The 25,258-nt window shown below is 63.5% G+C and carries 27 protein-coding genes; 8 read left to right on the top strand and 19 right to left on the bottom strand.

The window, feature by feature from the left end; translation table 11 throughout:
* Window positions 1-70: 70 nt before the first annotated feature.
* From B7X30_RS03125 to B7X30_RS03065, 13 genes are all read right to left on the bottom strand, one after another.
* Window positions 71-1,537 (bottom strand): DegQ family serine endoprotease, encoded by a 1,467-nt coding sequence (locus tag B7X30_RS03125; protein ID WP_286728961.1) that lies wholly within the window; start codon window positions 1,535-1,537, stop codon window positions 71-73.
* A gap of 133 nt (window positions 1,538-1,670) precedes the next feature.
* A complete protein-coding gene (locus B7X30_RS03120; protein ID WP_286728960.1) occupies window positions 1,671-2,702 on the bottom strand; it encodes a MucB/RseB C-terminal domain-containing protein in 1,032 nt (343 codons plus the stop codon).
* Between the two features lie 68 nt (window positions 2,703-2,770).
* Window positions 2,771-3,580, bottom strand: coding sequence for a sigma-E factor negative regulatory protein (locus B7X30_RS03115; protein WP_286728958.1), 810 nt, complete (start codon window positions 3,578-3,580; stop codon window positions 2,771-2,773).
* A 31-nt stretch (window positions 3,581-3,611) separates the two neighbouring features.
* Window positions 3,612-4,217: an RNA polymerase sigma factor RpoE gene (rpoE, locus tag B7X30_RS03110; protein ID WP_013106672.1), complete on the bottom strand. Its 606-nt coding sequence runs from the start codon at window positions 4,215-4,217 to the stop codon at window positions 3,612-3,614.
* A 6-nt stretch (window positions 4,218-4,223) separates the two neighbouring features.
* Window positions 4,224-4,646 (bottom strand): hypothetical protein, encoded by a 423-nt coding sequence (locus B7X30_RS03105; RefSeq protein ID WP_013106673.1) that lies wholly within the window; start codon window positions 4,644-4,646, stop codon window positions 4,224-4,226.
* 73 nt (window positions 4,647-4,719) lie between these two features.
* Window positions 4,720-5,955: a beta-ketoacyl-ACP synthase II gene (gene fabF, locus B7X30_RS03100; protein ID WP_286728956.1), complete on the bottom strand. Its 1,236-nt coding sequence runs from the start codon at window positions 5,953-5,955 to the stop codon at window positions 4,720-4,722.
* Between the two features lie 135 nt (window positions 5,956-6,090).
* A complete protein-coding gene (acpP, locus tag B7X30_RS03095) occupies window positions 6,091-6,330 on the bottom strand; it encodes an acyl carrier protein (RefSeq protein WP_013106675.1) in 240 nt (79 codons plus the stop codon).
* Window positions 6,331-6,440: 110 nt separating this feature from the next.
* A complete protein-coding gene (gene fabG / locus B7X30_RS03090; RefSeq protein WP_286728954.1) occupies window positions 6,441-7,211 on the bottom strand; it encodes a 3-oxoacyl-ACP reductase FabG in 771 nt (256 codons plus the stop codon).
* Complete coding sequence (gene fabD / locus B7X30_RS03085) at window positions 7,208-8,143, bottom strand: ACP S-malonyltransferase (RefSeq protein WP_286728952.1); 936 nt, start codon at window positions 8,141-8,143, stop codon at window positions 7,208-7,210. The genes fabG and fabD overlap by 4 nt, the downstream gene beginning before the upstream one ends.
* A gap of 30 nt (window positions 8,144-8,173) precedes the next feature.
* Window positions 8,174-9,151, bottom strand: coding sequence for a beta-ketoacyl-ACP synthase III (locus B7X30_RS03080; protein WP_286728950.1), 978 nt, complete (start codon window positions 9,149-9,151; stop codon window positions 8,174-8,176).
* A gap of 35 nt (window positions 9,152-9,186) precedes the next feature.
* Window positions 9,187-10,242 carry a phosphate acyltransferase PlsX gene (gene plsX / locus B7X30_RS03075; protein ID WP_286728948.1) on the bottom strand — a complete coding sequence of 352 codons (1,056 nt, stop codon included), beginning with the start codon at window positions 10,240-10,242 and terminating at the stop codon, window positions 9,187-9,189.
* A gap of 99 nt (window positions 10,243-10,341) precedes the next feature.
* A complete protein-coding gene (gene rpmF / locus B7X30_RS03070) occupies window positions 10,342-10,524 on the bottom strand; it encodes a 50S ribosomal protein L32 (RefSeq protein ID WP_013106680.1) in 183 nt (60 codons plus the stop codon).
* A 62-nt stretch (window positions 10,525-10,586) separates the two neighbouring features.
* Window positions 10,587-11,129, bottom strand: coding sequence for a YceD family protein (locus B7X30_RS03065; RefSeq protein ID WP_286728946.1), 543 nt, complete (start codon window positions 11,127-11,129; stop codon window positions 10,587-10,589).
* A 163-nt stretch (window positions 11,130-11,292) separates the two neighbouring features.
* On the opposite strand from B7X30_RS03065, the gene B7X30_RS03060 reads away from it, so the two are divergent.
* From B7X30_RS03060 to B7X30_RS03050, 3 genes are read left to right on the top strand one after another with little or no spacing between them, the layout of a single operon-like run.
* Window positions 11,293-11,769 carry a YeeE/YedE family protein gene (locus B7X30_RS03060; RefSeq protein WP_286728944.1) on the top strand — a complete coding sequence of 159 codons (477 nt, stop codon included), beginning with the start codon at window positions 11,293-11,295 and terminating at the stop codon, window positions 11,767-11,769.
* 1 nt (window position 11,770) lies between these two features.
* A complete protein-coding gene (locus B7X30_RS03055) occupies window positions 11,771-12,196 on the top strand; it encodes a DUF6691 family protein (protein ID WP_041609016.1) in 426 nt (141 codons plus the stop codon).
* Window positions 12,196-12,831 carry a Maf family protein gene (locus B7X30_RS03050; RefSeq protein WP_286728941.1) on the top strand — a complete coding sequence of 212 codons (636 nt, stop codon included), beginning with the start codon at window positions 12,196-12,198 and terminating at the stop codon, window positions 12,829-12,831. The genes B7X30_RS03055 and B7X30_RS03050 overlap by 1 nt, the downstream gene beginning before the upstream one ends.
* Here B7X30_RS03050 and B7X30_RS03045 read toward each other — a convergent pair.
* Window positions 12,805-13,788 carry a S49 family peptidase gene (locus B7X30_RS03045; protein WP_286728939.1) on the bottom strand — a complete coding sequence of 328 codons (984 nt, stop codon included), beginning with the start codon at window positions 13,786-13,788 and terminating at the stop codon, window positions 12,805-12,807. The genes B7X30_RS03050 and B7X30_RS03045 overlap by 27 nt on opposite strands.
* Window positions 13,789-14,024: 236 nt before the next feature.
* Between B7X30_RS03045 and B7X30_RS03040 the strand changes: the two genes are divergently transcribed.
* The gene (locus tag B7X30_RS03040) at window positions 14,025-14,804 is read left to right on the top strand and encodes a hypothetical protein (protein WP_286728937.1); all 780 of its coding nucleotides are present in this window, start codon (window positions 14,025-14,027) and stop codon (window positions 14,802-14,804) included.
* Between the two features lie 54 nt (window positions 14,805-14,858).
* Here the strand turns inward: B7X30_RS03040 and B7X30_RS03035 are convergent, their stop codons facing one another.
* Window positions 14,859-16,295, bottom strand: coding sequence for a DUF5666 domain-containing protein (locus B7X30_RS03035; RefSeq protein WP_286728935.1), 1,437 nt, complete (start codon window positions 16,293-16,295; stop codon window positions 14,859-14,861).
* Entirely contained in the window at window positions 16,292-17,146 is an 855-nt protein-coding gene (locus tag B7X30_RS03030) for a DUF6502 family protein (RefSeq protein WP_286728934.1), read from the bottom strand. The genes B7X30_RS03035 and B7X30_RS03030 overlap by 4 nt, the downstream gene beginning before the upstream one ends.
* A gap of 127 nt (window positions 17,147-17,273) precedes the next feature.
* Between B7X30_RS03030 and B7X30_RS03025 the strand changes: the two genes are divergently transcribed.
* On the top strand, window positions 17,274-18,026 hold the full coding sequence (locus B7X30_RS03025) for a hypothetical protein (protein ID WP_286728933.1): 753 nt from the start codon (window positions 17,274-17,276) through the stop codon (window positions 18,024-18,026).
* Window positions 18,027-18,063: 37 nt separating this feature from the next.
* Here the strand turns inward: B7X30_RS03025 and B7X30_RS03020 are convergent, their stop codons facing one another.
* A complete protein-coding gene (locus tag B7X30_RS03020) occupies window positions 18,064-18,723 on the bottom strand; it encodes an HAD-IA family hydrolase (RefSeq protein ID WP_013106690.1) in 660 nt (219 codons plus the stop codon).
* Between the two features lie 23 nt (window positions 18,724-18,746).
* Complete coding sequence (locus B7X30_RS03015) at window positions 18,747-19,736, bottom strand: RluA family pseudouridine synthase (RefSeq protein WP_286728932.1); 990 nt, start codon at window positions 19,734-19,736, stop codon at window positions 18,747-18,749.
* A gap of 753 nt (window positions 19,737-20,489) precedes the next feature.
* Between B7X30_RS03015 and B7X30_RS03010 the strand changes: the two genes are divergently transcribed.
* Both B7X30_RS03010 and B7X30_RS03005 read left to right on the top strand, forming a co-directional pair.
* Complete coding sequence (locus B7X30_RS03010; RefSeq protein ID WP_286728931.1) at window positions 20,490-23,174, top strand: Rne/Rng family ribonuclease; 2,685 nt, start codon at window positions 20,490-20,492, stop codon at window positions 23,172-23,174.
* A gap of 74 nt (window positions 23,175-23,248) precedes the next feature.
* Window positions 23,249-23,461, top strand: a complete 213-nt coding sequence (locus tag B7X30_RS03005; RefSeq protein WP_286728930.1) for a hypothetical protein — start codon at window positions 23,249-23,251, stop codon at window positions 23,459-23,461.
* A gap of 31 nt (window positions 23,462-23,492) precedes the next feature.
* On the opposite strand, the gene B7X30_RS03000 is transcribed toward B7X30_RS03005, so the two are convergent.
* Window positions 23,493-24,419 carry an NAD-dependent epimerase/dehydratase family protein gene (locus B7X30_RS03000; RefSeq protein WP_286728929.1) on the bottom strand — a complete coding sequence of 309 codons (927 nt, stop codon included), beginning with the start codon at window positions 24,417-24,419 and terminating at the stop codon, window positions 23,493-23,495.
* A 24-nt stretch (window positions 24,420-24,443) separates the two neighbouring features.
* On the opposite strand from B7X30_RS03000, the gene B7X30_RS02995 reads away from it, so the two are divergent.
* The coding region (locus tag B7X30_RS02995; RefSeq protein ID WP_286728927.1) for a CDP-6-deoxy-delta-3,4-glucoseen reductase at window positions 24,444-25,258 on the top strand (815 nt) is incomplete at its 3' end.

The raw sequence follows: 25,258 nt of genomic DNA, 5'->3' as shown, positions 1-25,258 counted from the left end.
CTTGTTGGGCGGTCATTCTAACCCGGGGGCGAAACCCGGCCTGATGCCGCGTTCCGCCCTGTTGATCGCCTCAGTTCTGCGGCCGGATCAGGACATAAAGACCCGATTCGCCGCGCCGCACCAGCACCGCCACCTGCTTGCCAACGGGCAGTTGCGCGCTGATGGCATTGAACTGGGTGGCACTGCTGACCGCGGTGTTGCCCACCGCCAGCACCACATCCCCCACGCGCAGACCGTCGCGTGCCGCGCCCTCACGCACAGCCTCGACCAGCACACCGCTGCTCACGCCGAGCTGACGCTTTTGGGCATCATTGAGGTCGATGACTTTCACCCCCAACGCATTGGCCTTGCTCACGGCTTCGGGCTTTTGCTCCTCGGCCGGTTTGGCGCCGGGCTTCTTGTCCATCACCCATTCGCCCACCTTGACGTTGAGCGTCAGAGTCTTGCCCATACGCAGCACCTGCATGGGTACGGTGGAGTCAGGCTTGGTTTCGCCCACCAGACGCGGCAGATCGTTGGCCCGCTCCACCGGCTTGCCGTTGAAGCTGGTGACAATGTCGCCCACCTGCACACCAGCCTTGTCCGCCGCGCCGTCCTTCTCGACCACGCGCACCAAAGCACCCCGCGCCTGCCCGAGTCCGAGCGACTCGGCCAGATCGCGGCTCACGCTGTCGATCTGCACCCCGATCTTGCCGCGCACCACATAGCCCTGCTTCTTGAGCTGCTCGACCACGCGCATGGCTTCATCGATGGGGATGGCAAAGGAGATGCCCATGAAGCCGCCGGTCCGGCTGTAGATCTGCGAATTGATGCCGATGACGTTGCCGCGCATATCGATCAGCGGGCCGCCGGAGTTGCCCGGATTGACCGCTACGTCAGTCTGAATGAACGGGGTGTAGTCGCCGGTATCGCGCCCCTTGGCGCTGACGATGCCCGCCGTCACCGTGTTCTCGAGCCCGAACGGCGAGCCGATGGCCACCACCCACTCACCCACCTTGACTTTGGAGGAATCGCCGATGTGCACAGCGGGCAGCGCTTGCTTGGCATCGATCTTCACCAGCGCCACGTCGGTGCGTTTGTCAGCGCCGATGAGCTTGGCCTTGAACTCGCGTTTGTCGGTCAACGTGACCATGATCTCGTCCGCCCCGTCCACGACATGGGCATTGGTCATGATGTAGCCGTCCGGGCTGACGATGAAGCCCGAGCCCACACCCGTGGGACGCTCTTCCTCTTCATTCTGCGGGCCGTTCTTGCCCCCCTTCGGGCTATCGGGCGCGGGAATGGGCACCCCAAAAAACCGCCGAAGCAGCTCGCGGGTCTGCTCGTCCATCTGATCGCCGCTGCCCACGGGCACCTTCTTGTAGGTTCGGATATTCACCACGGACGGACCGGCCTTCTCCACCAGCCCGGTGAAATCCGGCAGGCCGCAGGCCACGCAAGACTGCTGCGGCGCCGAACCGGCCGCCTGCGCAGGAACCGCGATACCCGAAAAGGCCAATAGGCCCGCACTCCAACAGCTCAACAAAACTTTTTTCACCGATTTCTCCCTGATACATTGCGCCTGAGATCAGGCATGGCACTGCAATTGATTCCATCATTTCATCCGCTCGCGGGCAGCATACGGAAAACGTCGCAACCGCGCTGCGGGCGGCGCAGAACCCTCAAGCCGCTTATTGCACGCGAACGATGGCCTCGCTGATGCGACGCAGTGTGCGCTCGGGCACGGCGCCCATCACCGTCAGCCAGGAGTCGCCGATGCGCCGAGACAGCGCCAGCGTGCCGCCGACGCGCTGTTCAGGCGCGACCGGCTCGCTCAGATCGGCAGCGGACTGCACAAAAATGGATACCGAAGCCAGGCCATCACTGAGCAGCCACTGCAATACCTCAGAGGGTTTGCTGCCCACCGACATACTGCGGCGAAATACCCCGACCGTCTTGAAACCTGGCACCTGGGAAGACAGCGCCCATCCCTGCGACTGCAGACTCACCGGCACGACCTTCATCTGCTCCACCGCATACCCTGGGGGTTGATGCAGACTGTCGCGCACCAAAGACTGGCGCGGCGCCACATTGATCTTGAGTTCGGTAAACGCCACCTGATTGATCACATGACCCGCCGCGTCCAGCGTTTGCGCCTTAACCAGCAGCTGCGAATCGCGCAGCGACCACAGGCGGTATCCCCAGCGCAAATCGTCGCGCGGCAACAGGGTGGAGACGCGGCACTCGAAACCCGCGCAACGCTGCAGCCCGCCCCGCTCCAGGCGGTAATTGCGGTCGACCTCGCCATCGGTGGTTTTGAGCAAACGGGGAAAGCTGGCCTGCCCAGCCTGATTGTCGATCAGCGTGAGGCGATAGTCGGGCCAACTCGTGCGAACCTCATCATTGAGCGAAACCATGATGCGGCGCTGCCCATCGAGCGTCTCGATGCGCTCGAAATGCCCCTGCGGCAAAACATAGTGCACCAGGCTGGAGGTGCTGATCTCATCGCCACGCTGGGTGATGAACACGCCGCTGTAATTCAGCGACCGGGCGGCCGCGCTGACGGTCTGCAACCATTGCTCCAGACCCTTGCGCTGCGCAGGCGCATCCGCTGATTGCGCCGCGGCCAAGGGGTCCGCCGCGGCTGGCGCTTGGCCCTCCTGCGCGGCGAGGGCGGGCGCGGCCCAAGCGAGGGCGGGCGAGGCCCAAAGTACACCCGACAATCCGACAAGGCTCCCCAGCCAGATTGCCCGACGCCAGCGACGCGCGCTGAATACCTGCAAGCCCGCCATCAGTGCGATTGCGCTGCGGGCGCGGTCTGATGGAGACCCCGCTCAGGGAGACCAGGCTCAGGGACGCTGGGCTCGACAGGCCGATTTCGAACCCATTGCAGCGTGGCCGGCACGGCGGGCATCATGCCCCCAGCCATCTGCTGATGCGCCAGGAGGTATTCGACCATGGGCATTTGCTCCGACACGGGAACGAGCTGGGTGGCCCCTTGACCGCCCTCGCCCCGCTGTGGACTCTGCGCCGACAGATCGGCCTGGATCAAACCCGCCCGGGCCACTGGGTTGAGAGGCGCAGCAATCTGGGTATCGGCTACAGGTATCTGCCGCTTCGAACCCAGAACTCCGGCTGACGCCACCGTCGGCGCCGCACCTGACGAATCGGCGTTCTGCAATCCTGGCAGCGCCACCCAGGCCATCACCGCCACCCCGGCCACAGCCGCCATGCCAGCGGCCATGCGCGTGCTCCAGTGCGGGCGGCGATGCGCGGCAGAGCGATGTGCCGATGCCGAAGATCGATCAACCGCCGCAGCCGTTTGCGTCACGGCCTGCGGCTGCAGCACGATGGGTTCGCGCGCAATGGCCGCGCTGACGCGCCGCAAAAAGTCAGCCTCGCCGGGCATGGGCGTGAGATCGGCAGAACGCAGCACATCGCCGATCTGCGCGTAAATCAGCCAGTCTCGTCGCGCGGCCTCGTCCGAAGCCACATGGCGGATAAAAGCTGCCGTAGCCTCCGTCCGCGCGGATTGCCCACGGTACTCGCCTTCCGCATCCATCAAGGCGGAGAGTTGCTCGCGCGACATGTCTTGACTCATTTCCTGTCTCCAACAAAGCTCAACCGTAGGCTCACCAACGCTTGCCACCCTTGTGCTCGATCACCGGCCGCAGACGCTCTGCGATCGCCTCGCGGGCACGAAAAATTCGCGAACGCACCGTGCCTATCGGGCATTGCATGGCTTCGGCAATATCTTCGTAACTCAAACCTTCAATCTCGCGCAGAGTGATCGCCATGCGCAAATCTTCTGGCAAAGACTCCATCGCGGCATTCACCGTTTGCACGATTTCTTTCGAAACCAGAATGGATTCTGGCGTTTCGTGGTTGGTTAGTAGCTCGGTCGGGCTAAAAGTTTCTTCATCATGGCCCAACGCATCGCCTTCGGACACCGTCGGATCGCGAATATCGTCGGAAATGGCTTTTTTGGCCGTATTGACCGCGATGCGATAGAGCCAGGTATAGAACTGACTTTCACCGCGAAACTGCCCGATGGCCCGGTAAGCGCGCAAAAAAGTCTCTTGCGCCACGTCTTCCGCCAGGGCCGGATCGCGAATGAAGCGCAGCACCAAGCGATAAATGCGGCGCTGGTATTTGGCCACGAGCAGATCGAAGGCCTTCTGCTGCCCCGCCTGGACCTGCTGGACCAGCACGGCATCACTCTGGGTGTCTTGCTCCACCAGAACTCAGTGCGGCAGTGCACCCAAGCGCAGTCGCAGTTCGCGAAAAATGCCGGGTTGGATATCGCTGGGCACGGGCAGAACCACGCGCCCTTTAGCCGTCAGGCCCAGTACCAGCAGCAGCCCTGGCAGCACCATGCCTCGCACCTGAAGCACATCTTCCAGACCGTCGCCGCGCTGCAGCTTCCACCCGCGCTCGCCGTGAAACAGCGTGAATGGGCGGATGGTCCAGTACGGGTACTGCGCCGACAGAATGGCCAGGAATATGGCGGCCGCAAATGCCGCCATCAGGCTGAGCGAATCAGTATCGCGCCAGACCCAGACCGTCCACCCGGCGGCGAGCAGGGAGGCCGCACTGAACAGCCCGAGCAGCAGATGCCAGCGGCCGAAATGTTCGACCCGGATCTGCAGGGGTGCAAGGGTCTTCATGCTGCTCTATTGAGGATGGGGAATGCAAAGGGGGAATGCAAAGGAAGGATGCAAAAGACAGCTAAATTGTCCCTCAGACACGCTTGAACAGCAGCGACCCGTTGGTGCCACCAAAACCGAAATTGTTTTTCAGCGCGTAGTCGATGCGCATGTCGCGCGCGGTGTTGGCGCAGTAGTCCAGATCGCATTCCGGATCGGGTGTCTGCAGATTGATAGTCGGCGGGCACACCTGATGATGCAATGACAGCACGGTATAGACCGACTCGACTCCTCCGGCGCCACCGAGCAGGTGGCCGGTCATCGACTTGGTGGAATTAACCACCAGCTTGTAGGCATGGTCGCCAAAAGCGAGCTTGATGGCGTCGGACTCGTTCTTGTCGCCCAGCGGGGTAGAGGTGCCGTGGGCGTTGATCATTTGAACCTGGTCGGCGGCCACGCCGGCGTTTTTCAGCGCCAGCAACATGCTGCGGCGGGGGCCGTCGGTGTTGGGCGCTGTGATATGACCGGCGTCACCGCTCATGCCGAAGCCGACGAGCTCGGCGTAAATCTTCGCCCCGCGTTTGACTGCGAGGTCGTAGTCTTCCAGCACCATGACGCCAGCGCCTTCACCCAGAACAAAACCATCGCGGTCTTTGTCCCACGGACGACTCGCGCTGGCCGGGTCGTCATTGCGGGTGGACAGGGCGCGCGCAGATGCAAAACCACCGATGCCCAAGGGCGATACCGTGGCCTCGGCGCCGCCTGCAACCATGACGTCAGCATCTCCGGCTTCGATGAGGCGCGCAGCCAAGCCGATGGCGTGCAGACCGGTGGTGCAGGCCGTAACGACAGACAGGTTGGGGCCCTGAAAACCGTATTCGATAGACACATGCCCGGACACCATATTGATGATCGATGCCGGCACAAAAAACGGTGTGACGCGGCGCGGGCCGCGCTCGAGCAGTTCCTTGTAGGTGTTTTCGATCAGCGGCAGACCGCCGATGCCTGACCCCACTAACACGCCGACCCGCTCAGGGTCGAGCCCGGCTTGGTCGATGCCGCTGTCACGCACAGCCTGCATCGACGCGGCGATGCCGTAGTGGATGAAGGTATCCATGTGCCGCGCTTCCTTGGCGGCGATGTACTGCGTCACATCGAAATCACGGACTTCGCCTGCGATTTGCACGGAATAGGCCGAGGCATCGAACTTGGTGATGCGTCCGATGCCGGATTTGCCAGCGAGCAGGTTTGCCCAGTTGTCATCCAGCGTGTTGCCCAGCGGGGAAACCGCGCCCAGGCCAGTAATCGCAATTCGTCGACGAAGAGTCATGTGAAATCAGGTAAGCCGCGCCAGCGCAGAAGCATGGACGCGAGCAAATGTGAGTCAGAACAAAAAGGATTCAAAACAAGATCGCTCAAGTTGCATGGCCGATCAAACAAATCGGCGCTGCAATTGAACCCGTCATCAGGCCTTGTAGTGCGCCTTGGCGTAGTCAACCGCCAATTGCACGGTGGTGATCTTCTCGGCGTCTTCGTCGGGAATCTCGATGTGGAATTCGTCTTCCAGCGCCATGACCAGTTCGACCGTGTCCAGAGAATCGGCGCCCAGATCATCCACGAAGGATTTTTCGTTGGTCACCTGGTCTTCGGCAACGCCCAGTTGCTCGGCGATGATCTTCTTGACGCGCTGTTCGATGTCACTCATTGAAACCTCCAGTGGAAATATGAAAAATTTTAGCAAGCGCCGAAGCTGACTTGGCGACAGGCCGAGAGCATAACCCCGCCCGGCGACAACGTCGCGCGTTTCGGCAGGTGTTATTGCATGTACATGCCGCCGTTCACATGCAGAACGGCGCCGGTGATGTAGGCCGCCAAGGGCGAGGCCAGAAAAGACACCGCATGCGCGATCTCTTCAGGCTTGCCCAGACGACCCAGGGGAATGCGCGCCAGCATCGGCTGGGTCTGCGCCTCGGTCAGCGCCCGGGTCATATCGGTATCGATGAACCCCGGCGCCACGCAATTGACCGTGATGTTGCGGCTGCCTAGCTCTTGCGCCAGCGCTCGGGTCATGCCCGCCACGCCGGCCTTGGCCGCGGCGTAATTGGCCTGACCCGGATTGCCCGACGCGCCCACGACCGAGGTGATGTTGACGATGCGGCCGTAACGCTGCTTCATCATGGGCCGCATCACGGCGCGCGACATACGGAACACACTGCTCAGATTGGTCGAAATCACGGCATCCCAGTCGGCGTCGCTCATGCGCATGGCCAGCATGTCGCGAGTGATGCCGGCATTGTTCACCAGAATCTGCAGCCCGCCTTCGGCTTTGACGATCTCGTCGACCAGACGAGCGCCTGTCTCGGCGTCGTTCACATCAAGTACAGCCCCTCGCCCGCCGAAGGCCCGCAGGGCCTCGGTAATGGCGTTTGCGCCGGACTCCGAGGTCGCCGTGCCGATGACGCGAGCGCCCGCAGCAGCCAGATCTGCCGCTATGGCCGCGCCGATGCCGCGCGATGCGCCCGTGACCAGGGCGATCTGACCATAGATCGGATGGGCGGTGGAAGTGTCAGGGGAGGAATTGCTCATGCCAGGGCGGTTTGAAGGGAAGGAATCGCGGACAGATCGTCCAGGGCAAAAGACTGCAGGGCGGGATCGATCCGGCGGGTCAGGCCATGCAGCACTTTACCCGGGCCACATTCGACCAGCGTCGTGCAGCCCGCCTTCGCGATGGCCTGCACGCACTCGACCCAGCGCACGGCATGACACGCCTGACGCGCCAGCGCGTCGCGGATTTGATCGGGATCGGTTGGATGCGCCACGTCCACATTATTGATCAGCGTGATCTGCGGCGGCTTGATCGGCACCCCTTGCAGATAGGCGCGCAACTGGTCGGCCGCGCCCCGCAGCAGACTGCTGTGAAACGGCGCCGAAACCGCCAGCGGCAAAGCGCGCTTGGCCCCCGCCGCTTTCAACACTTCGCAGGCGCGCGCCACGGCGGCCTGCGTCCCGGCGATCACCACCTGGCCCGGCGAATTGAAGTTGACCGCTTCCACCGCTTCGCCGGTCTCCTGCGCCGCCTGGGCGCAGCCGACACGCACGGCGGCATCGTCCAGACCCAGCACGGCCGCCATACCGCCGGCGCCGACGGGAACCGCGTCCTGCATGGCCTGGGCGCGAAATCGCACCAAGGGCAAGGCATCGGTCAGCGTGAGGCTTTCGGCCGCGACCAGCGCGGTGTATTCGCCCAGACTGTGTCCGGCGACAAAGTCGGGTTTGCGCCCGCCCTCGGCCAGCCAAAGGCGATAAAGCGCCACGCCCGCAGTGAGCATGACGGGCTGGGTGTTGGTTGTCAGATTGAGTTGCTCGGCCGGGCCCTGCGCGATCAGAGCGCCCACATCCTGCGACAGGGCCGCGCTGGCCTCCTGCAGGGTGGCGCGCACGGCAGGATGATCGGCCACTTTATCGAGCATGCCGACGGACTGTGAACCTTGTCCGGGGAAAACGAACGCAAATGTCATGGTGGTACAGGAGTTGAACGTCTGCAAAACTCAGTAATCGACGACCGCAGCGCCCCAGGTCAAGCCGCCGCCGACGGCTTCGAACAGCAAGGTGTCGCCGCGCTGAATCTGCCCGCTGCGCACGGCGACATCGAGCGCCAGCGGAATCGAAGCGGCCGAGGTGTTGCCGTGCTGATCGACCGTCACGACGATTTTGTCGAGCGGAATGCCGAGTTTCTTGGCGGTATGCGTCATGATGCGGATATTGGCCTGATGCGGCACCATCCAATCCACATCGGCGGGCAAGCGCTCGGCCTTGGCCAGCGCCTCGCGGGCCACGTCTTCGAGCACGTGGACGGCTTGCTTGAATACCGCCTGTCCGTCCATTTTCAGGAAAGGACTGCCCGCAACCTGGCCGCTCGACACGCGCCCCGGAGTGCACAGGATGGACGATTGACGGCCGTCCGCATGCAGCGCGCTGGCCAGCACCCCCGGCGCTTCGCTGGCACTGAGCACCACGGCGCCAGCGCCATCGCCAAACAGCACGCAGGTGGTACGGTCATTGAAGTCGAGAATCTGCGAAAACACCTCGGCGCCAATGACCAGGGCATGCCGCGTCATGCCACTGCGCACGAACTGATCGGCCACGGCCAGGGCGTAGACGAACCCAGCGCATACCGCCTGCACGTCGAAGGCCGCGCCTCCAGCGGCGCCAAGACGGCCCTGGATGAGCGCCGCATTGGAAGGAAAAATCATGTCCGGCGTGGACGTGGCCACGATGATCAGGCCAATGTCATGGGCCTGCAGTCCGGCCGATTCGAGGGCGCGACGGGCCGCTTGTTCGCCCAGATCGACACTGGTCGTGCCTTCTTCAGCGAAGTGACGAAAACGGATGCCGGTGCGCGCCACGATCCATTCATCACTGGTTTCGACGCCGCGCTGGGCCAGATCGGCCGCCAGTTCGTCGTTGCTGATTTTGCGGGGGGGCAGTGCGCTGCCGGTGCCGGAAATACGGGAATAGGAGGACATGGAACAGATCGTTCAGAGAGGTGCAGCGGGGCGATTCAACTCGCCGGAGCAAGCGCGGCCCCGGTGGGTGATGACTCGTGCATCACTTCGAGAATTCGTTCGGTATGGCGCACCACGTCGCCCTGCACCGCTTCATGCGCGCGCAGCAGCGCCTGCTCGAAGCCAAAGGCATCCGCCGAACCGTGGCTTTTGACGACCAGGCCGCGCAAACCCAGCAGGGCCGCACCGTTGTAACGGCGGTGATCGACGCGCTTGCGGAAGCGTTTGAGCACTGGCATGGCGAACAGCGCCATCAACTTGCTCAGCGGCGTGCGGGTGAACTCTTCGCGGATCATGCCAGAGAGCATTTGCGCCAGACCTTCGGAGGTCTTGAGCGCGACATTGCCGACAAAACCGTCGCACACGACGATATCAGTCGTGCCCTTGAAGATATCGTTGCCCTCGACGTTGCCGTAAAACCGCAGACGCCCGAGCGCGTCGGCTTCGCGCAGCAATTCGGCCGCCCGCTTGATGGTGTCGTTGCCTTTGATCACCTCTTCGCCGATATTGAGCAGCCCAACCGTCGGCTGCGCATGCCCACCGGCCGCCGCATACGCCGTACCCATAACGGCGAACTGCAGCAGGTGCAAGGGCTCGCAATCGACGTTGGCGCCCAGATCGAGCATCAGCGTTCCCTCGCCCTTCTGGTTGGGCAAATAGGTGGCGATGGCGGGTCGTTCAATGTCGAGCAGGGTCTTGAGCAAATAGCGCGCAAGCGCCATCAAGGCGCCGGTATTGCCTGCTGATACGCAGGCCTGCGCACGACCGTCTCGAACCTGCTCGATGGCACGGCGCATGGATGAATCGCGTTTGCGGCGCAGCGCAACCTCGACCGGGTCGTCGGAAGTCACCACCTCACTCGCCGCGACGAATTCGATCCGCGCATCGTTTTTCAGGCGCAACGACTCCAGCAGCGGCATGACAGCCTCAGCCTGACCGACCAGAATCAGCCGGCTGTCCGGATGCGCCTGCAAAAATTGCACACAGGCTGGCAGGGTCACTTTCGGACCATGGTCTCCGCCCATCAAATCGACGGCCAGAGTGGAACTCATGACACAGCGGGCGCCAACATCGAAGGCCCCTTCGCAGGCACGCATGACAAACTATCGCCCCACATTTGCAGGCGACGCAGGGTGCGCAAAGGCAAGCGTTTACTCGTCAGATTTGGTCTTGACCACTTTGCGCCCACGGTAAAAACCGTTCGGGCTGATGTGGTGGCGCAGATGCGTTTCGCCCGTGGTCGGCTCAACCGCCAGCGGCGGCGCGCTCAAAAACTGGTGGGCACGGTGCATGCCACGCTTCGAAGGTGATTTCTTGTTTTGCTGGACGGCCATGGCAATCCCCTGTGAAAAAGCTGATCATTATATGCGATAGCGTTGCCCCGTGACATAGCGCACTAGCGTTTCTTTCTTGCGTCGCCCAGCAGATCGCGCAGATTAGCGAAGGGGTGCTGGCGGTCCTCGGCAGGCGCCTCATCGGTGCGTGAAGACGTCGGCTCGGGCGCATCACGCTGCGGGCAGACCTCGTGCATGGGCACGATGGGCAGGGCGAGGATGAGTTGGTCCTCGATGAGGGTCAGAACGTCCACGGGATGGACCGCGGGCAGCGCCTCGTCTTCGGCCTCGATTTCGGCCTGAGTCAGTTCCGGCTCTTCGGCCACCAACCGAAAATCGACAGTTTCGTCAACCGCATATTGCATGGCCTGCAGACAGCGCTGGCAGATCAGAGGAAGCGCCCCACGCACTTGCAAAGTCACCATGGCCTGCGGGCGCATGCCGATCCGTTCGCGCTGAAAACCCTGTAGCGCCCATTGCACGGGAGGCCCTTGCGTGCTCGACAACAATTCGCTCAGGCGGGGCAGTTCAGGCAACGACACCCGGCCGTGCAGTTCTCCGCCGGAACGGGCGAAGTCGAACAAAGTCAGCGCACGGGGCGGCATCGACCCGGAGTCAGGAGGGGTTGTGGAGTGGTGTTGGGACATCACCTGAGTTTACCGGCTGCAACATCTCGCCGAGACAGGGCGCAGTCCCTCTCCTACACTACGGAGTATGCAAAAAAAGTGATCCATATCACTTCGACCCACCAAAAATAGGATGAGATTGATGAACACTATTGCGCAGTGGTTCCCCCTGGGTTGGGAGCCTTTTCTTTATGGCGGCATTTTCATCGGACTGGGCGTCAGCGTGCTGTTCTGGCTGACTGGCCTGATCGGCGGCGTCAGTACCGCTTACACCGCAGTTTGGTCGCTGGTGTCGCGTCATCCGTTTTTTCAACACGAAAAATTCATTTCGACCCGTAACTGGCGCTTGATGTACGGCCTGGGTCTGATCGTCGGTGCAGTGGTGTTCACCTACACCCTCGGGCATGGCGAAGGCTTCGTGACGCGAGTGCCGCTGTGGCAGTTGTTCCTCGGCGGCATCGTCGGCGGGTTTGGCGCCCGCATGGGGGGGGGCTGCACCTCGGGGCACGGCATCTGCGGCGTCGGGTCTGGGCAGTTGCCATCCATTCTCGCGGTGATCATTTTCCTGTGTACCGCCGTCATCACGGCCCATGTGGTTCGCGCCTTGGGAGGGTTCTGAAATGCAACGTGTTCCTCCTTTCGCAGTGATGCTTTCGGCCTTGTTCGCCGGGGCCTTGTTCGGCTTCGGTCTGGCTCTGTCCACCATGGTCAAGCCCGAGGCCATTCTGCAGTTTCTGCTGCTCAAGAATCTCGGTCTGCTGCTGGTGATGGGAGGCGCTGCCGGCGTGACCTTCATCGCCTACCACCTGCTGCCCCGACTGATGAAGCGGCCGGTCTTTGGCGTGGTGTTCGGCAAACACCCCTCGCATCTGGACGCGCGCACCCTCATCGGCGCCGCGATATTTGGCGTGGGCTGGGGGCTGAGCGGCGTGTGTCCGGGCCCGGCCATTGCTGGTCTGGGGGTGGGCAACTGGCCGCTGCTGCTGAGCATCGCGGGCATACTCATTGGCGCATGGCTGCATGGCCGGTTTTTTGGCAAGCATTGATGACGGGGCCGGCTGATCCCGTTCTGGTTCTCGCGTCGACCTCGCGCTATCGCGCTGAGTTGCTTCAACGCCTGCGCGTGCCTTTTTCTAGCCGCGCACCCGAGGTGGACGAAACCCGCAGAGTCCATGAGTCTGCGCTCGATCTGGCGCTGCGGCTGGCGGCTGAAAAGGCCGCCGCGGTGGCGCGCACTGCGCCAGGCTGCTGGGTGATCGGCTCCGATCAGGTGTGCATGCTGGGTGACGAAGCGCTCGGCAAACCCGGCTCCCATGCGGCTGCGGTCGCTCAGTTGCAGCGACTCAGCGGGCGTGACGCCGTGTTCCACACCGCGGTTTGCGTCATCGACCCAGAGGGCGGCGTACAAGTGCGCAACTGCCCCACCGAAGTGCGATTCCGCATGCTGAGTCCGGCGGAAATCGAAACCTATCTGACGCTGGACGCGCCCTACGACTGCGCGGGCAGCGCCCGCTCGGAATCGCTCGGCCCTGCGCTGCTCAAGCACATGCGCAGCGACGATCCGACCGCCTTGATCGGACTGCCCCTGATCGACCTGTGCGACATGCTGCGCCTGAGCGGTTTCGACGTGCTGGCGCGAGCGCTGAATTCCAGATCAGCGCAGCGACCAGCCCAGGTTTGAGAGTTCGCGCACCGCGCCCATGCCCAGCGAGGCGCCAAAACGCTTGGCCAGACGCTCGGCCACGTTTTCCTGCACGGTGTAATCGACGATATTCGGCGCTTTGATCTTGTCGCGCGCGATCTGGTCGACATCGCCGTAGCCGTCGGCCAGTCCTTGTTTCACGGCCGACTCGCCCGTCCACACCAGGCCGGAGAAGGTCTCGTCATTCACTTTCAATCGGGCGCCGCGACCTTTTTCCACCGCCGCGATGAACTGTTTGTGAATCTGTTCCAGCATGCCCAGGGCGTAGGTTTTCTGGTCCTCGGGCATGGGCGTGAAGGGATCCATGAACCCCTTGTTGGCGCCCGCGGTGAGCAAGCGACGGGTTACGCCGAGCTTGTCCATCAGGCCGGAAAAGCCGAAGCCGTCCATCAACACGCCGATGGAGCCCACCAGACTGGCCGGATTCACATAGATGTCATTCGCCGCCGCCGCCACGTAGTACGCGCCGGAGGCGCACACCTCTTCGCAGACGGCGTACACCGGCTTGTTGTATTTGGCGCGAAGCCGCTCGATCTCGGCAAAAATCTGGCTCGCCTGCACCGGGCTGCCGCCCGGGCTGTTGATGCGCAGGATGACGCCGCGCGTGTCGGGGCTGGAAAACGCATCCTGCAAGGCCGCATTGATATTGTCGGCACTGGCCTGCGAACCGATGGAGATCTCGCCGTTGAGCTCGATCAGCGCCGTATGCGGCCCGGTGGCGGTACTGCTACCGAACTCGGCGATCATGCCGCCGAAAAAGATCAGCGCCACGATGCCGAGCAGGACGAAGCGGAAAAAAATCGACCAGCGCCGCGCCCGTCGTTTTTCGTTCACGACCTCGAGCACCAGTTTTTCCAACACCTGCCGCTCCCACGCACCGGGTTGAGCGGACGACTCAGAACGTTGCGGGGGAAGATCTGGAGGGGGTGCGCTCATGTTTCGGGCTCGGAGAATGAAAAACGGGACGGGTCGCCAGAATACCAGCGCTTCATTGAGGCGCAGGCGCACTTGCACGCACGTCTTGCGCCAACATGCCGGACGGGTCTCGGCACGCCGGTTTGCGATTCGACAAGGATCAAGTTTGAGTTTTGTGTGACACTTTCCCACGTCTCAACATATCGGCCTTTCCTGGCCGTTCCATTTCCCTCAGTCCTCCTCGCGCGAGATCCCCTATGGCCCTTCGTCCCACCCTCATCGCCACCCTGCTTGCTCTGGGGGGTGTTTGCACCGCACAAGCCGAACCCGCACTCACGGTCGGCAACACGCTGTCCTTTTTCCAGGGCAAATTCGGCACCAACAACAACATCAACATCCGCTACGACGCCACCGACATTCAATACGGCGACAGCAACTGGCGCGTCAAACTCACGGTGCCCTACGTCTCTGAAAGCGGCCTGCCCGTCGGTTCCACCATCGTCGGCAACACGGTTGTGGGCGGCTCCGGTTCCACGCAAACCCGTTCCGCCAGCGGTCTGGGCGACGTGTGGCTGGCTGGGCATTACAAGATTTTCCAGGGCGGCGGTCTCACGCCCTCCATCACGCCCTACGCCAAAGTCAAATTCGGCACCGCTTCGTCCGACAACGGTCTGGGCACGGGCAAGAACGACTACGAGCTTGGGGTGGGCCTGCAGCAGATCGTGGGCAAAAGCTGGTTTCCGTTTGCCAATCTGGGCTACCGTTTCGTGGGCAATCCGGCCGGACAGAATCTGCGCAACATCGCCATCTATCAGTTTGGCGCCAGCTATGCGGCCAGCCAGCAGCATATTTTCACCTTGATGTATGCCGGTCAGCAGTCGATGGTGGCCGGGGCGTCCGCCCCCTCAGATCTGATTGCGGCGTGGAATTACAACCTCACCCCAAATGGCAGCGGGTTCCAGGTTTATCTGGACAAGGGCCTGAGCAACGGAAGCGCCAATTTTGGCGTCGGCATAGGCGGCCAGATCGTGTTCTGACCTCCGTTCTCACCTCGCCCTCTGATAAAAAAGGCCAGCGCAAGCTGGCCTTTTTCATGGACGCGGCACAGCGGGAATCTGCAGTCCGCTGGGCAAGGCGGGCGTCGTCACGCTGGGTGGGTTCACAACCGGCGGGGCCACTGTCGGCGGCACGACGACGGGCACTTGCGGCGGTGCGACCACGGGGGGCGCCACGGAGGGCATGTTGACGGCGGGCATTTGCGGCACCTGCGGCACGGCGGGCGCCGCGGGAATCGAGGGTGCGGTCAACCCCGGCTGGATCACCGTAGGCACCGTCGGCGCAACGAAGGCCGGGCTCGACAGGTTCAGCCCCGCACCGTTCGATATGAACTGGGGTGTCGCGCCGGTCACCGAGCCCTTATCACCCGCTTTTGCAGGAGGCGTCTGCCCACCCGCCAGGGGCGGCAGCGCAAATTGCAGCGCGTTCACGTTCGGGATCACGCGCTCGACCGCCACCGTCTGCGCTGCTGTCAAGGTGCCGGCGATGAACACCGGCGCGGCCTGCGACCGGGCGGCGGACTGCAGTTGCGCCTGCAGCAGCGCGTCGGCGCCCCTGACCTGTAAGCCTTGCAATTCCCAGTCTGGCCTGCCCTGCGACCCGGCCTGCAAAAAGCCCACCATCGCCACACGCGTGCCGATGGGTGCTGCCAAGGGCGCTATCGCCTGAAGAGAATCAATCACATTTCCCTGGCTCTGCTGACTGCCGCGCGCCACGACCTCGGCGCCGACCGCCAGCCCGGTTTGCGCCGCCCCGCTGCGCACAGACAGCCAGACGCCATTGATCTTGACCCGCTGCAGTTGAGCGCTGGTCGCCTCGATTTTGCCGCGCAGCAAGAACGGCGAACCGTGTCCCGCGGGCGGAACCGAGAGCTGAGTCAGCCGCATCGCCTGCCAATGCCCCGCGCCTTGATCGAGCGCGCTAATGCGCACCTCGTCGCCCACCTTCAGGCGTGATAGCGGCAAAGGCTGATCTTCAGCGGTGCGCAACAAAGTGCCGGGCAGGATTTGCACGGTCTGGCCCAGCACCACCAGTTGCCCCTGAGATTGATCGATCTGCGACACGCGACCGATCACCGCATGGCTGATGTCCACCGCCAGCGCATCCAGCCGCCCGCCCTGCTCTACAGCATGGACGCGCACCAGATCGCCCAAATGCAGGCTTTTCTCGGACGCGGGCTGACCATCCGCGCGATAGCGTGTCTGCGCGGGCAGTTCATATTCGCCGCCGTTGACGAAAATGCTGCCGAAACGCTGAACCGGGCCGATGGCCACGATTCCCGTCCCGCCGATTCCACCAGGGCTGATGCCGGTGCCGCCGATGCCGCCGGGGTCGATACCCGTACCGCCGATCCCGCCTGGCGTGGCCGCAATCGAGCCCACCAGACCCAGCATCAACCCTAAGCAGGCCACGCCCACGAAGCGCAGCCCCGGGAGCCAGGCACGAACGACGGCTTTCAACGTGGCTTTCACGGCTGCTCCCCGGCTGAGTTCGAAGCGGGCATATCGTCTTCGTAGTAATAGACACCGAGGCGCAGGCGCTTCTTGCTGGTTTGCGGCGCACCGAGATCGTCAGCTTGCGCGGATTGAGCCGTCTTTTCCGCACGCACGATGCGCTGGTAGGCCTCCTGCAAAACCTGTTCACCGAGCTGACGCAGATCGTCGCGCACCTCGCCCGGCACGATGGGCGGCAGATCGTCGAAATAGACCGATTGCTCCAGATAAGTCGGCGTGCGACCTTCCAGGTTGTGAACCGTGGCCCGCAGATGGTCGCCGATATGCGCCCCCATGAAAGCCAGCCTGTCCTCGGGCAGATCGGAGACGTAGCCGCCGCGCGCCAGCCTCACCATGTCATCCTGCTGCTCCACCACGCCAGCGCGCAGCAGTTCATCCAGCACGGTACGCGGCCGCATGTCGGCCTTCACCAGCCGCACCAGATTTTCAAAACTGGCCGCGGCGCCCGCAGCGCGCAGCGGCAGGGCAAGCGGTTCACCTTGCGGGTCGCGATACGCCTCGCAAGCCACCCAGGCCGCCACCACCTGCGCCGACATATTGGCGCCATGCCGCAGGGCAATCTCACCCGATCCGCTCTGCAATTCTTCTCGCAGACGCCGGACTTCCTTGCGGTGGATGCCGCTGAGCAGACTCACACGGCTATCGGTCGGTACGGGTTTGCCGTCGCGCTGATCGAGCGCGATGACTTCGCCCACATAGACAAATTTGAGCAACTCGGCCAGAGCGCCATAGGTCCAGCCCTGCGTAATGAGATAGCGCACGAAGGGCCGCAAGATGGACAGGGCGGCAGATTTGAGAGCGGCGGACATGGTGAAAGGATAAACGGAGCGATTCGGCTTGACGTGGGAAATTTTGCCACTATTATAAACACAAGCGCTTCAGTGGGAATATTTACCACACGGCGTGAATCATCCTTCCTTCTTTCAGGAGAACATCATGTCCAAGACCCGTACCCTCGCCGTTCTGTCCGCCGCTGTTGCAGCCACTTCGCTCTCCATCGGTCTCGCTTATGCCCAAACCGCCGTGAATGCCGTTCAGGACGGTCAACTCTCGGCGACGACCTCGACGCGCACGGCCGATCAACAGGCCAAGCCCGCCACTCGCACCGAGACCGCCACTTCGGCAAACACCCGTGCTGAAACCCGCACCACGACCCAGAGCCACACCCGCACATCAAGCGGCGAATCGGTGCGTCATACATCCGGCCAAACCGGGGCGCAAACTCGCACCGAAGCGCAGCATCGCACTACGGTGCAAACACGTTCCGCCACGCAAGGTCAGCCGGGCGCCGCCGGAGCAGCCGCCCCCACGCTGCGCACAGGGGACGCGGGCGTTGGCCAAGGGCTAGGCGCGCGCGCAGGGGCGCAAGTCACCACGCAGGTACCCTCGGTGCAAACTCCTTCAGTGCAAACCCCCAATACGCCTGCCGTTGCCTCGCCTGCGGTCACCATTCCCGTGATCAATAGCCCAGCGGTCAATGTGCCTTCGGTCAACACGCCGTCGATCAACGTGCCCGCGGTGACAACGCCGCAAATCAACATCCCCGCGGTGGCAACGCCCTCGGTCAACGTGCCGGTAGTGACAACTCCGAGTGTGAATGTTCCGGTGGTGCAGACTCCCACGGTCAATGTGCCGGTAGTGAATTCCCCGGCCATCAACATCCCGAACTTGATGCGTCCGCAGATGTAAGACGCGGCGGCAGTCAGCGAGTGGCTGACTGCCGCGCTTACCCGTGCTGGGCGAGAAATTCCTGCAGTTCCGCGACGGAATGCACCAGCCCAGCGGGGGACAGCGACTCCAGACGCGCCACATCGTGCGCGCCGTAGCTCACGCCGATGGCATCGCATTCGGCGTTGAGCGCCATTTGCAGATCGTGCGTGGTGTCGCCCACCATCACGGTGCGCTGCGGCGGGCTGGCAAGTTCGGCCATGATTTCGTGCAGCATCGCCGGGTGCGGCTTGGAAAAGGTTTCATCAGCGGTGCGGGTGGCGTCGAACAAGCCGCGCAGTTCGGGCCGGTCCATCGCCCGCGTCAGACCGATGCGAGACTTTCCGGTCGCCACCGCAAGGTTGTAGCCGGCCGATTTGAGTTCATGCAGCAAATCCAGCACCCCGTCGAACAGCACCAGTTCGCCATCGAGCGCGAAGTAATGTTTGCGGTAGGCCGCAGCCAGTTTGGGATAGTCGGCATGCGGCAACTCGGGTGCGGCGTGCCGCAGGGCATCCTCCAGCCCGAGGCCGATGACATACGACGCCGCCTCGCGACTGGGAACCGTCAGCCCCAGATCCTTGCAAGCCTGCTGGATCGCCCCGGTGATGGCCGCGGTGGAATCCATCAGTGTGCCGTCCCAGTCGAACACAATCAGGTCATAGTTCTGTCGGTGCATGGTGCGGGCAAGGGTTCAGGAAGTCAGGACTGCGCGAATTGTGCCCGCAAATGATGAAGCCACTGCGCGCAGTTTTCGGGCAAGGGCGCGCGCAGTTCCAGCCGCTCGCCGCTCGCCGGGTGCGCAATCGCCAGCGACTCGGCGTGCAAAAACATGCGCCGGAAGGGCGGCACGCCCGCCTGCCCCCGCGCCAGCAGGGCGTTGAGGCTGTCATCCCCATATTTATCGTCGCCGACGATGGGATGGCCGCAGTGCGCCAGATGCACCCGGATCTGATGGGTGCGTCCCGTCAGCAACCGCGCCTGCATCAGGCTCAAGCCGCCCCAAGGCCCCAGGCCCGGCAGCGCAAATTGCTCTTGGGAACGAAACTGAGTACGCGACTCTTGCCCCTGCTGCGCGTCCACCCGCACGCGCCGTTCACCGTTGGCGAGCAGGTATTTATGCAGCGGTGCCTCGATCATCACCGCCCCACGCGTCCAGAGTCCGGCAACCAGCGCGAGATAGCGTTTGTCGGCGTGACGTTCGCGCAGTGCCGCGTGCAGCGTGGTCAACGCGCTGCGCTTCTTGGCGATAAGCAGCAGACCCGAGGTGTCGCGGTCGAGCCGGTGCACCAGTTCGAGAAACTTCGCCGTGGGCCGCGCCGCGCGCAAAGCCTCGATCACGCCGAAACTCACCCCCGATCCGCCATGCACCGCCACGCCTTCGGGTTTGTTGATCGCCAGCAGAAAATCATCTTCAAACACCACGGGAAATTGCAGCGCAGGCGCCGCGCGCGGCGCGTCGGGCTGCGCCACCCGCACCGGCGGAATCCGCACCTGATCGCTCGACTGCAGTTTCTGATCTGCGCTGGCCCGACCGCCATTGACCCGCACTTCGCCCGATCGCACGATGCGATGAATATGGCTGCGCGGCACGCCCTTGAGGTGGCGCGCCAGAAAGTTATCCAGCCGCTGCCCCTCGCCCGCATCGCCGACCTGAAGGAGCCGAACCTGGGGAGATGGCGCGGTGTGCATATAATCGAGCGTGAAGTTGTGAAGTTGGAAGACCGAATTTTGGCAATATTTCCGCGAAGTTGCGTGCAGTTTTACATGATGCCGCTGCGCGACGTGCCAAAAGCGGAGAGACTGCCTCCTGACAGGTTTTCGTGCGGGTACTGCATGCGACCGGGTTGCTGATATCACCCGATACGAGTGCATGCGAAACCGGCGAATCTGCCGTGACAGGAAAGGCATTCTAGGTTCAGCTTCACACTGCTCGTTTTGCCACACCACCGTTTCCGGTCGGGGCAGATCGGACAGACTTCACCGAAATGAGCGTTGACCCAAAGCCCGAGTGATGCCGTCGCGCAAATGCGTTTGACGCCAGCGACGACCGCCCGGCTTTGCCATCCTGGATCTGAAACCTTGAATCGACTCTTCGCCCTCGACCGCCCCTCAGCGCTGATTCTGCGCTGCGTGCTTTTGTTGTTGGCGAAATCTGCTTGTGCTCACCTGCCGCGAACCCTCTGCTCCCCCGCTGTTGCGCCTGATCGCTGCAACAGCCTGCGCATCGCCACGCCTGGGCCAAACGCCCGGCATCGCGAAGACCACGCGCTCCGAGGCAGACCGATTGGTGGAGGTTTTTGCATGAGTCCTGTCTGATTCTGCCCGCCGGGCGTGCCGCACATCAGCGGCGAACCCGGCCTGGTTTTAGCTCCGGAGATCAACGCATGGGGGCGCCCTGGCGCCCGCTTTGTATCGGCCGCATGAAGCGGCCAGGAGCTTGAAATGAAACGCATGTTGTTCAATGCCACGCAGTCGGAAGAATTGCGCGTGGCCATCGTCGATGGACAGAAACTTCTCGACATCGATATCGAACAGGCCGGGCGCGAGCAGCGCAAGGGCAATATCTACAAGGCCGTCGTCACCCGCGTCGAGCCCTCGCTCGAAGCCTGTTTCGTCGATTACGGCGAAGAGCGCCACGGTTTTTTGCCGTTCAAGGAAATTTCGCGCCAGTACTTCAAGGAAGGCGTGTCTCCGTCGCAGGCGCGCATTCAGGACGTGATCACCGAAGGCCAGCAACTGCTGGTGCAGGTGGAAAAAGAAGAGCGCGGCAACAAGGGCGCGGCGCTGACCACCATCATCTCGCTGGCCGGGCGCTATCTGGTACTCATGCCCAACAATCCGCGCGGCGGCGGCGTGAGCCGTCGCATCGAGGGTGAAGACCGCCAGGAACTGCGCGAGACGATGGACCAGCTCCAGCATCCCGAAGGCATGAGCCTGATCGCCCGCACCGCGGGCATCGGCCGCAGCGCGGAAGAGTTGCAATGGGACTTGAATTACCTGCTCAAGCTCTGGAGCGCCGTGCGCGACGCTTCTGAGACCCAAAAGGGCGCCTTCCTGATCTATCAGGAATCTTCGCTGGTCATCCGCGCCATCCGCGACTACTTCACCAGTGACATCGGCGAAATTCTGATCGACACCGAAGACGTGTTCGAGCAGGCACGGCAGTTCATGCTGCACGTCATGCCCGACACGGTCGAGCGCGTCAAACGCTACCGCGACGACCTGCCGCTGTTCTCGCGCTTTCAGATCGAGCAGCAGATCGAAACCGCCTATTCGCGCACGGTCAACCTGCCGGCCGGCGGCGCCATCGTCATCGACCACACCGAAGCGCTGGTCGCGGTGGACGTCAACTCCGCACGCTCTACGCGCGGCAATGCCATCGAAGACACCGCTCTGCGCACGAACCTTGAAGCCGCCGACGAAGTCGCCCGCCAGATGCGGCTGCGCGACCTTGGCGGCCTGATCGTGGTCGACTTCATCGACATGGAAGAGCCGCGCAACCAGCGCGCCGTCGAAGACCGCCTGCGCGACGCCATGCGCCAAGACCGCGCCCGCGTGCAGGTGAGCAAGATTTCCAAGTTCGGCCTGCTCGAACTCTCGCGCCAACGCCTGCGCCCGGCCCTGTCGGAAGGCGCTTACGTGACCTGCCCGCGCTGCAATGGCACGGGGCATATCCGCGACACCGAATCGAGCGCCCTGCAAATCCTGCGCATCATCCAGGAAGAGGCCATGAAGGAAGGCACGGCCGCCGTGCACGTGCAAGTGCCGGTGGAAGTCGCCTCCTTCCTGCTCAACGAAAAGCGCGCCGAGATCACCAAAATTGAGTTGCGCCAGCGTCTGTCGGTGCTGCTGATCCCCAACAAGCACCTCGACACGCCCAACTACAAGCTCGAACGCCTCAAGCACGACGATCCGCGCCTGGACAACCTGCCCACCAGCTACAAAATGGCTGACGAGGCCGAAGAAGACACCGCCATCACCCGCCGCGAAAAAGAACAGCGCCCGCGTCAGGAAGCGCTGGTGCGCGGCATCACCCCGGAAGGCCCGGCCCCGGTCATGCCCGCCCCGGCTGCCGACAAGGCTCCCGCCCCCGCACCGGCCCCGGCGGTTGCAACCCCCGCCGCCGCGCCTGCTGCTGCCGCAACGGCTGGCGGCGGTTTGTTTGGCTGGGTCAAGCGTCTGTTCTCCGCCGAACCACAACCCTCCGCTGCCGTGCAAGAGCCGCCGGTTGCCGCGCAGCCTGCCACCCCGGCCTTGACCAAGGCGGATGGGCAAGGCGGCCGCGGCGCACGCACGGCTTCCGGCCAAAACGGCAACCGCCGTCGCGGCGGCCGTGACCGCCAGCGCGAAGGCCAGGGCGAAAACCGGCAGCGCGGCAATCCGGCCGCTGGCGCCCAACCCGCCGATGCCGCCGAAGCCGCAGCAGGAGAAACCACCAACCCCCGCAACCGGCCGCCCCGTGGTCAACAGGGCCAGGCCGAACGCAGCGAGCGCCCCAAGCGCGAGCGCAACCCAGAAGAGGCCGCGGCCCGCAAGGAGCGCGCGCAAGCCGCACCTGAGCAAACCCGCGCACCCGGCGAAGAATCGGCCACGGACACGGCCGAACGTTCATCCGGAAGCGGGCGTGGCGGCAATCGCCGCCCGCGTCGTGAGCCCGTTGAAGCAGCGCCCGAAGCCGAACTGATCGATGCTCAGGCGCTTGAAACCCAAGCCGAGGACGATACCGAGGCCACCCCAGCTCTGACCGTCGGAGCGGGCGACGAAGCGCAGACCGAGCGCAAATCGCGCAATCGCCGCGGTCGTGGCCGCCGTGGTGGACGCCGCGAAGGCGCCGCCGCTGACGAAAACGGCAATCTGAGCGCCGAAGCGAACGAAGCCGTTGCCGTTGCCGATGCCGATGCGGACGAAACAGCTGGCTTTGGGCGCCGTCGAAGCCCCCGCCGCGCCCGCGCTGGAAGATCAGACGCCGCTGATCCTCAGGATCGACGCCCCGGCCGACCTTGCCGTGGAGGCTGCTCGGCCTGCCCCTCAGCCCGTTGCCCGGCCTTCCGAAGAAGCGCCGCTCGCCACGACCGAAGCTGCGCCCGCCGCAGCAGAGTCGTCCTCCCTGATCGTCAAAGCGGTTGAAAAAGCCACTGTGGCAACGACGCCCGCAGCCGAGCCCGCACCCGCTCAGGCCGCCGCCTATGCCCTGCCGGTCGATGCTCTGCAGGCAACTGCAATGGGTGCAGTCCAATGCCGACGCCATCCGCCGCGTGCAGGAAGAACTGGCCGCGCAACCCGCGCCCATTCATGTGCCGCGCGAACGCAAGCCCGCGCCCAAGCAGCTCGACGATGGCCCGCTGATTCTGGTGGAAACCGCTCGCCCGCTGCCTACGCTGCAATTGCCGGAAAACAATCCGCCGGCGCATTGATCGGCGGGATCGGTCGGCGAAATTGGTCGGCTTATCGAACCTTGCCTGAACGCAACCCCAGCAACACCTCGGGGTAGCGCAGGCGGGCGCGGAGTTCGGCTTTCATGCGCGTGTTGTCCAGTCTTCTCGACTCGCGCATGAAACTGAGCATCATCGGGCTCAGGCCCGATGCCTGTGCTTGGTCACGGGCCACGCGCTGCGGCCGAGGCAGACCATAGAGATCGGCGGCGAGATCGAAGTAGTCTCCCATGCGCAGCGCGCTGTCGTCGCAGACGTTATAGACCCGCCCCGGCGCGGCGCGCTCGAGCGCCAGCAAACACAGCCGCGCCAGATCGTCGGCGTGAATGTGGTTGGTGTAAACATCATCAGCGGGCGTCAGCACCGGCAATCCGCGCTCCAGTCGGCCCTTGGGCGAACGTGACCCACCGTCGTAAATGCCGGGAATGCGCAGCAAGCCCACGCGCCAGCGATGCTGCACACCGGCACGGCGCCAGAGGCGCTCGGCATCGCAGCGGCGTTGCGCGCGTTCGGTTTGCGGTAGGCACGGGCGCGTCTCGGGCGCGAGTTCGCCCTGGCAATCGCCGTACACCCCCGAGGTGCTGGCATAGACCACGCGCAAGGTATCTTTCCCGGGGCCAGATAACATGCCCGACTGTTTCAGTCTGGAAATCAGGTGGCGACTGCGCTGATCGCGCGGGCCGGACGTATCGCCCGGCGGGGCCAGCATCAGCACCCGTTGGGGCGCAAGCTGGGCCAGCCGCCACAGGGTTTGCGGCTGATCGAGATTGCCGACGAGGGGCACGATGCCTGCGGAGCGCAAGCTCTCCAGCCGCTGGGGCGAGGAAGTCAGCGCCAGCAGCCGGTAGCGCCCGCGCGCCAAGGCCGCCACCCGCATGCCGATGTCGCCACAGCCCACGATGAGCAGCCGGGGTCGGCCGCGTCCAGATTGATCGTTCACAGTTCACACCTAATCATTGTTCACATGAGTCATCAAGTCACCGTTCAGCCCAGCGGCCACCAATACGCCGCCGAGGCCGAAGAAACCCTGCTCGCAGCCGCCATCCGTCAATCGGTCGGCCTGCCCTACGGCTGCCAGGACGGCGCCTGCGGCTCTTGCAAATGCAAGCTGCTCCAGGGCGAGATCGAGCTGGGCGTTCACCAGCTCAAGGCGCTGAGCGAGGCCGAACGGGCGCAGGGCTTCATTCTCGCCTGCCGCGCCAAGGCGCTCACCGATGTGGTGATCGAAAGCCACGAAGTGGTTGGCGTGGGCGAATTTCCGGTGAAAAAAATGCCCGCGCGAGTCAGCAGCATCGAGCATCTCGCCCCCGATGTAGTTCGGGTCATGTTGCAACTGCCTGCGGCGGATCCGCTCCGCTATCGCGCCGGACAGTACATCCAGTTTCTGCTGCGTGATGGCGCACGGCGCAGCTATTCCATGGCCAGCGCGCCCAGCGAATCCCCGCAGGTCGAACTGCATCTGCGGCACATGCCGGGCGGCAAGTTCACCGATCATGTGTTCACCGCGATGAAGGAGAAAGAGATCCAGCGCATCGAAGGCCCGTTCGGCAGTTTTTTCCTGCGCGACGATCCCGAAAACAAACCCTTGATCTTCTTGGCTTCCGGCACAGGTTTCGCACCGATCAAGGCCATACTGGAACAGATGCGCACCAACGCTGACCCGCGCGAAGTCACGCTGTATTGGGGCGGGCGCAAGCAGCAAGACCTCTACCTGCACGACTGGGCGGTACAGCAATGCGCCGCCATGCCGCATCTGCGCTTCATTCCTGTGCTCTCCGA

The sequence above is a fragment of the Thiomonas sp. 13-64-67 genome (assembly GCF_002282795.1).
GTDB classification, from domain to species: domain Bacteria; phylum Pseudomonadota; class Gammaproteobacteria; order Burkholderiales; family Burkholderiaceae_C; genus Thiomonas; species Thiomonas arsenitoxydans.
Note: the sequence above shows the minus strand (reverse complement) of the source record. Positions and strands in the feature narration are given on the sequence as shown.

Coding starts and splice junctions, on each gene's coding strand:
- B7X30_RS03030 (WP_286728934.1), bottom strand. CDS start 17,146: ATGTCCGCCGCTCTCAAATCTGCCGCCCTGTCCATCTTGCGGCCCTTC.
- fabG (WP_286728954.1), bottom strand. CDS start 7,211: ATGAGCAATTCCTCCCCTGACACTTCCACCGCCCATCCGATCTATGGT.
- B7X30_RS03080 (WP_286728950.1), bottom strand. CDS start 9,151: ATGTCCTCCTATTCCCGTATTTCCGGCACCGGCAGCGCACTGCCCCCC.
- fabF (WP_286728956.1), bottom strand. CDS start 5,955: ATGACTCTTCGTCGACGAATTGCGATTACTGGCCTGGGCGCGGTTTCC.
- fabD (WP_286728952.1), bottom strand. CDS start 8,143: ATGACATTTGCGTTCGTTTTCCCCGGACAAGGTTCACAGTCCGTCGGC.
- B7X30_RS03045 (WP_286728939.1), bottom strand. CDS start 13,788: ATGAGCGCACCCCCTCCAGATCTTCCCCCGCAACGTTCTGAGTCGTCC.
- B7X30_RS03005 (WP_286728930.1), top strand. CDS start 23,249: ATGCTCTGCAGGCAACTGCAATGGGTGCAGTCCAATGCCGACGCCATC.
- B7X30_RS03040 (WP_286728937.1), top strand. CDS start 14,025: ATGGCCCTTCGTCCCACCCTCATCGCCACCCTGCTTGCTCTGGGGGGT.
- B7X30_RS03060 (WP_286728944.1), top strand. CDS start 11,293: ATGAACACTATTGCGCAGTGGTTCCCCCTGGGTTGGGAGCCTTTTCTT.
- B7X30_RS03105 (WP_013106673.1), bottom strand. CDS start 4,646: ATGAAGACCCTTGCACCCCTGCAGATCCGGGTCGAACATTTCGGCCGC.
- B7X30_RS03115 (WP_286728958.1), bottom strand. CDS start 3,580: ATGAGTCAAGACATGTCGCGCGAGCAACTCTCCGCCTTGATGGATGCG.
- rpmF (WP_013106680.1), bottom strand. CDS start 10,524: ATGGCCGTCCAGCAAAACAAGAAATCACCTTCGAAGCGTGGCATGCAC.
- B7X30_RS03055 (WP_041609016.1), top strand. CDS start 11,771: ATGCAACGTGTTCCTCCTTTCGCAGTGATGCTTTCGGCCTTGTTCGCC.
- acpP (WP_013106675.1), bottom strand. CDS start 6,330: ATGAGTGACATCGAACAGCGCGTCAAGAAGATCATCGCCGAGCAACTG.
- B7X30_RS03015 (WP_286728932.1), bottom strand. CDS start 19,736: ATGCACACCGCGCCATCTCCCCAGGTTCGGCTCCTTCAGGTCGGCGAT.
- plsX (WP_286728948.1), bottom strand. CDS start 10,242: ATGAGTTCCACTCTGGCCGTCGATTTGATGGGCGGAGACCATGGTCCG.
- B7X30_RS03065 (WP_286728946.1), bottom strand. CDS start 11,129: ATGCCGCCCCGTGCGCTGACTTTGTTCGACTTCGCCCGTTCCGGCGGA.
- B7X30_RS03010 (WP_286728931.1), top strand. CDS start 20,490: ATGAAACGCATGTTGTTCAATGCCACGCAGTCGGAAGAATTGCGCGTG.
- B7X30_RS03020 (WP_013106690.1), bottom strand. CDS start 18,723: ATGCACCGACAGAACTATGACCTGATTGTGTTCGACTGGGACGGCACA.
- B7X30_RS03050 (WP_286728941.1), top strand. CDS start 12,196: ATGACGGGGCCGGCTGATCCCGTTCTGGTTCTCGCGTCGACCTCGCGC.
- B7X30_RS03025 (WP_286728933.1), top strand. CDS start 17,274: ATGTCCAAGACCCGTACCCTCGCCGTTCTGTCCGCCGCTGTTGCAGCC.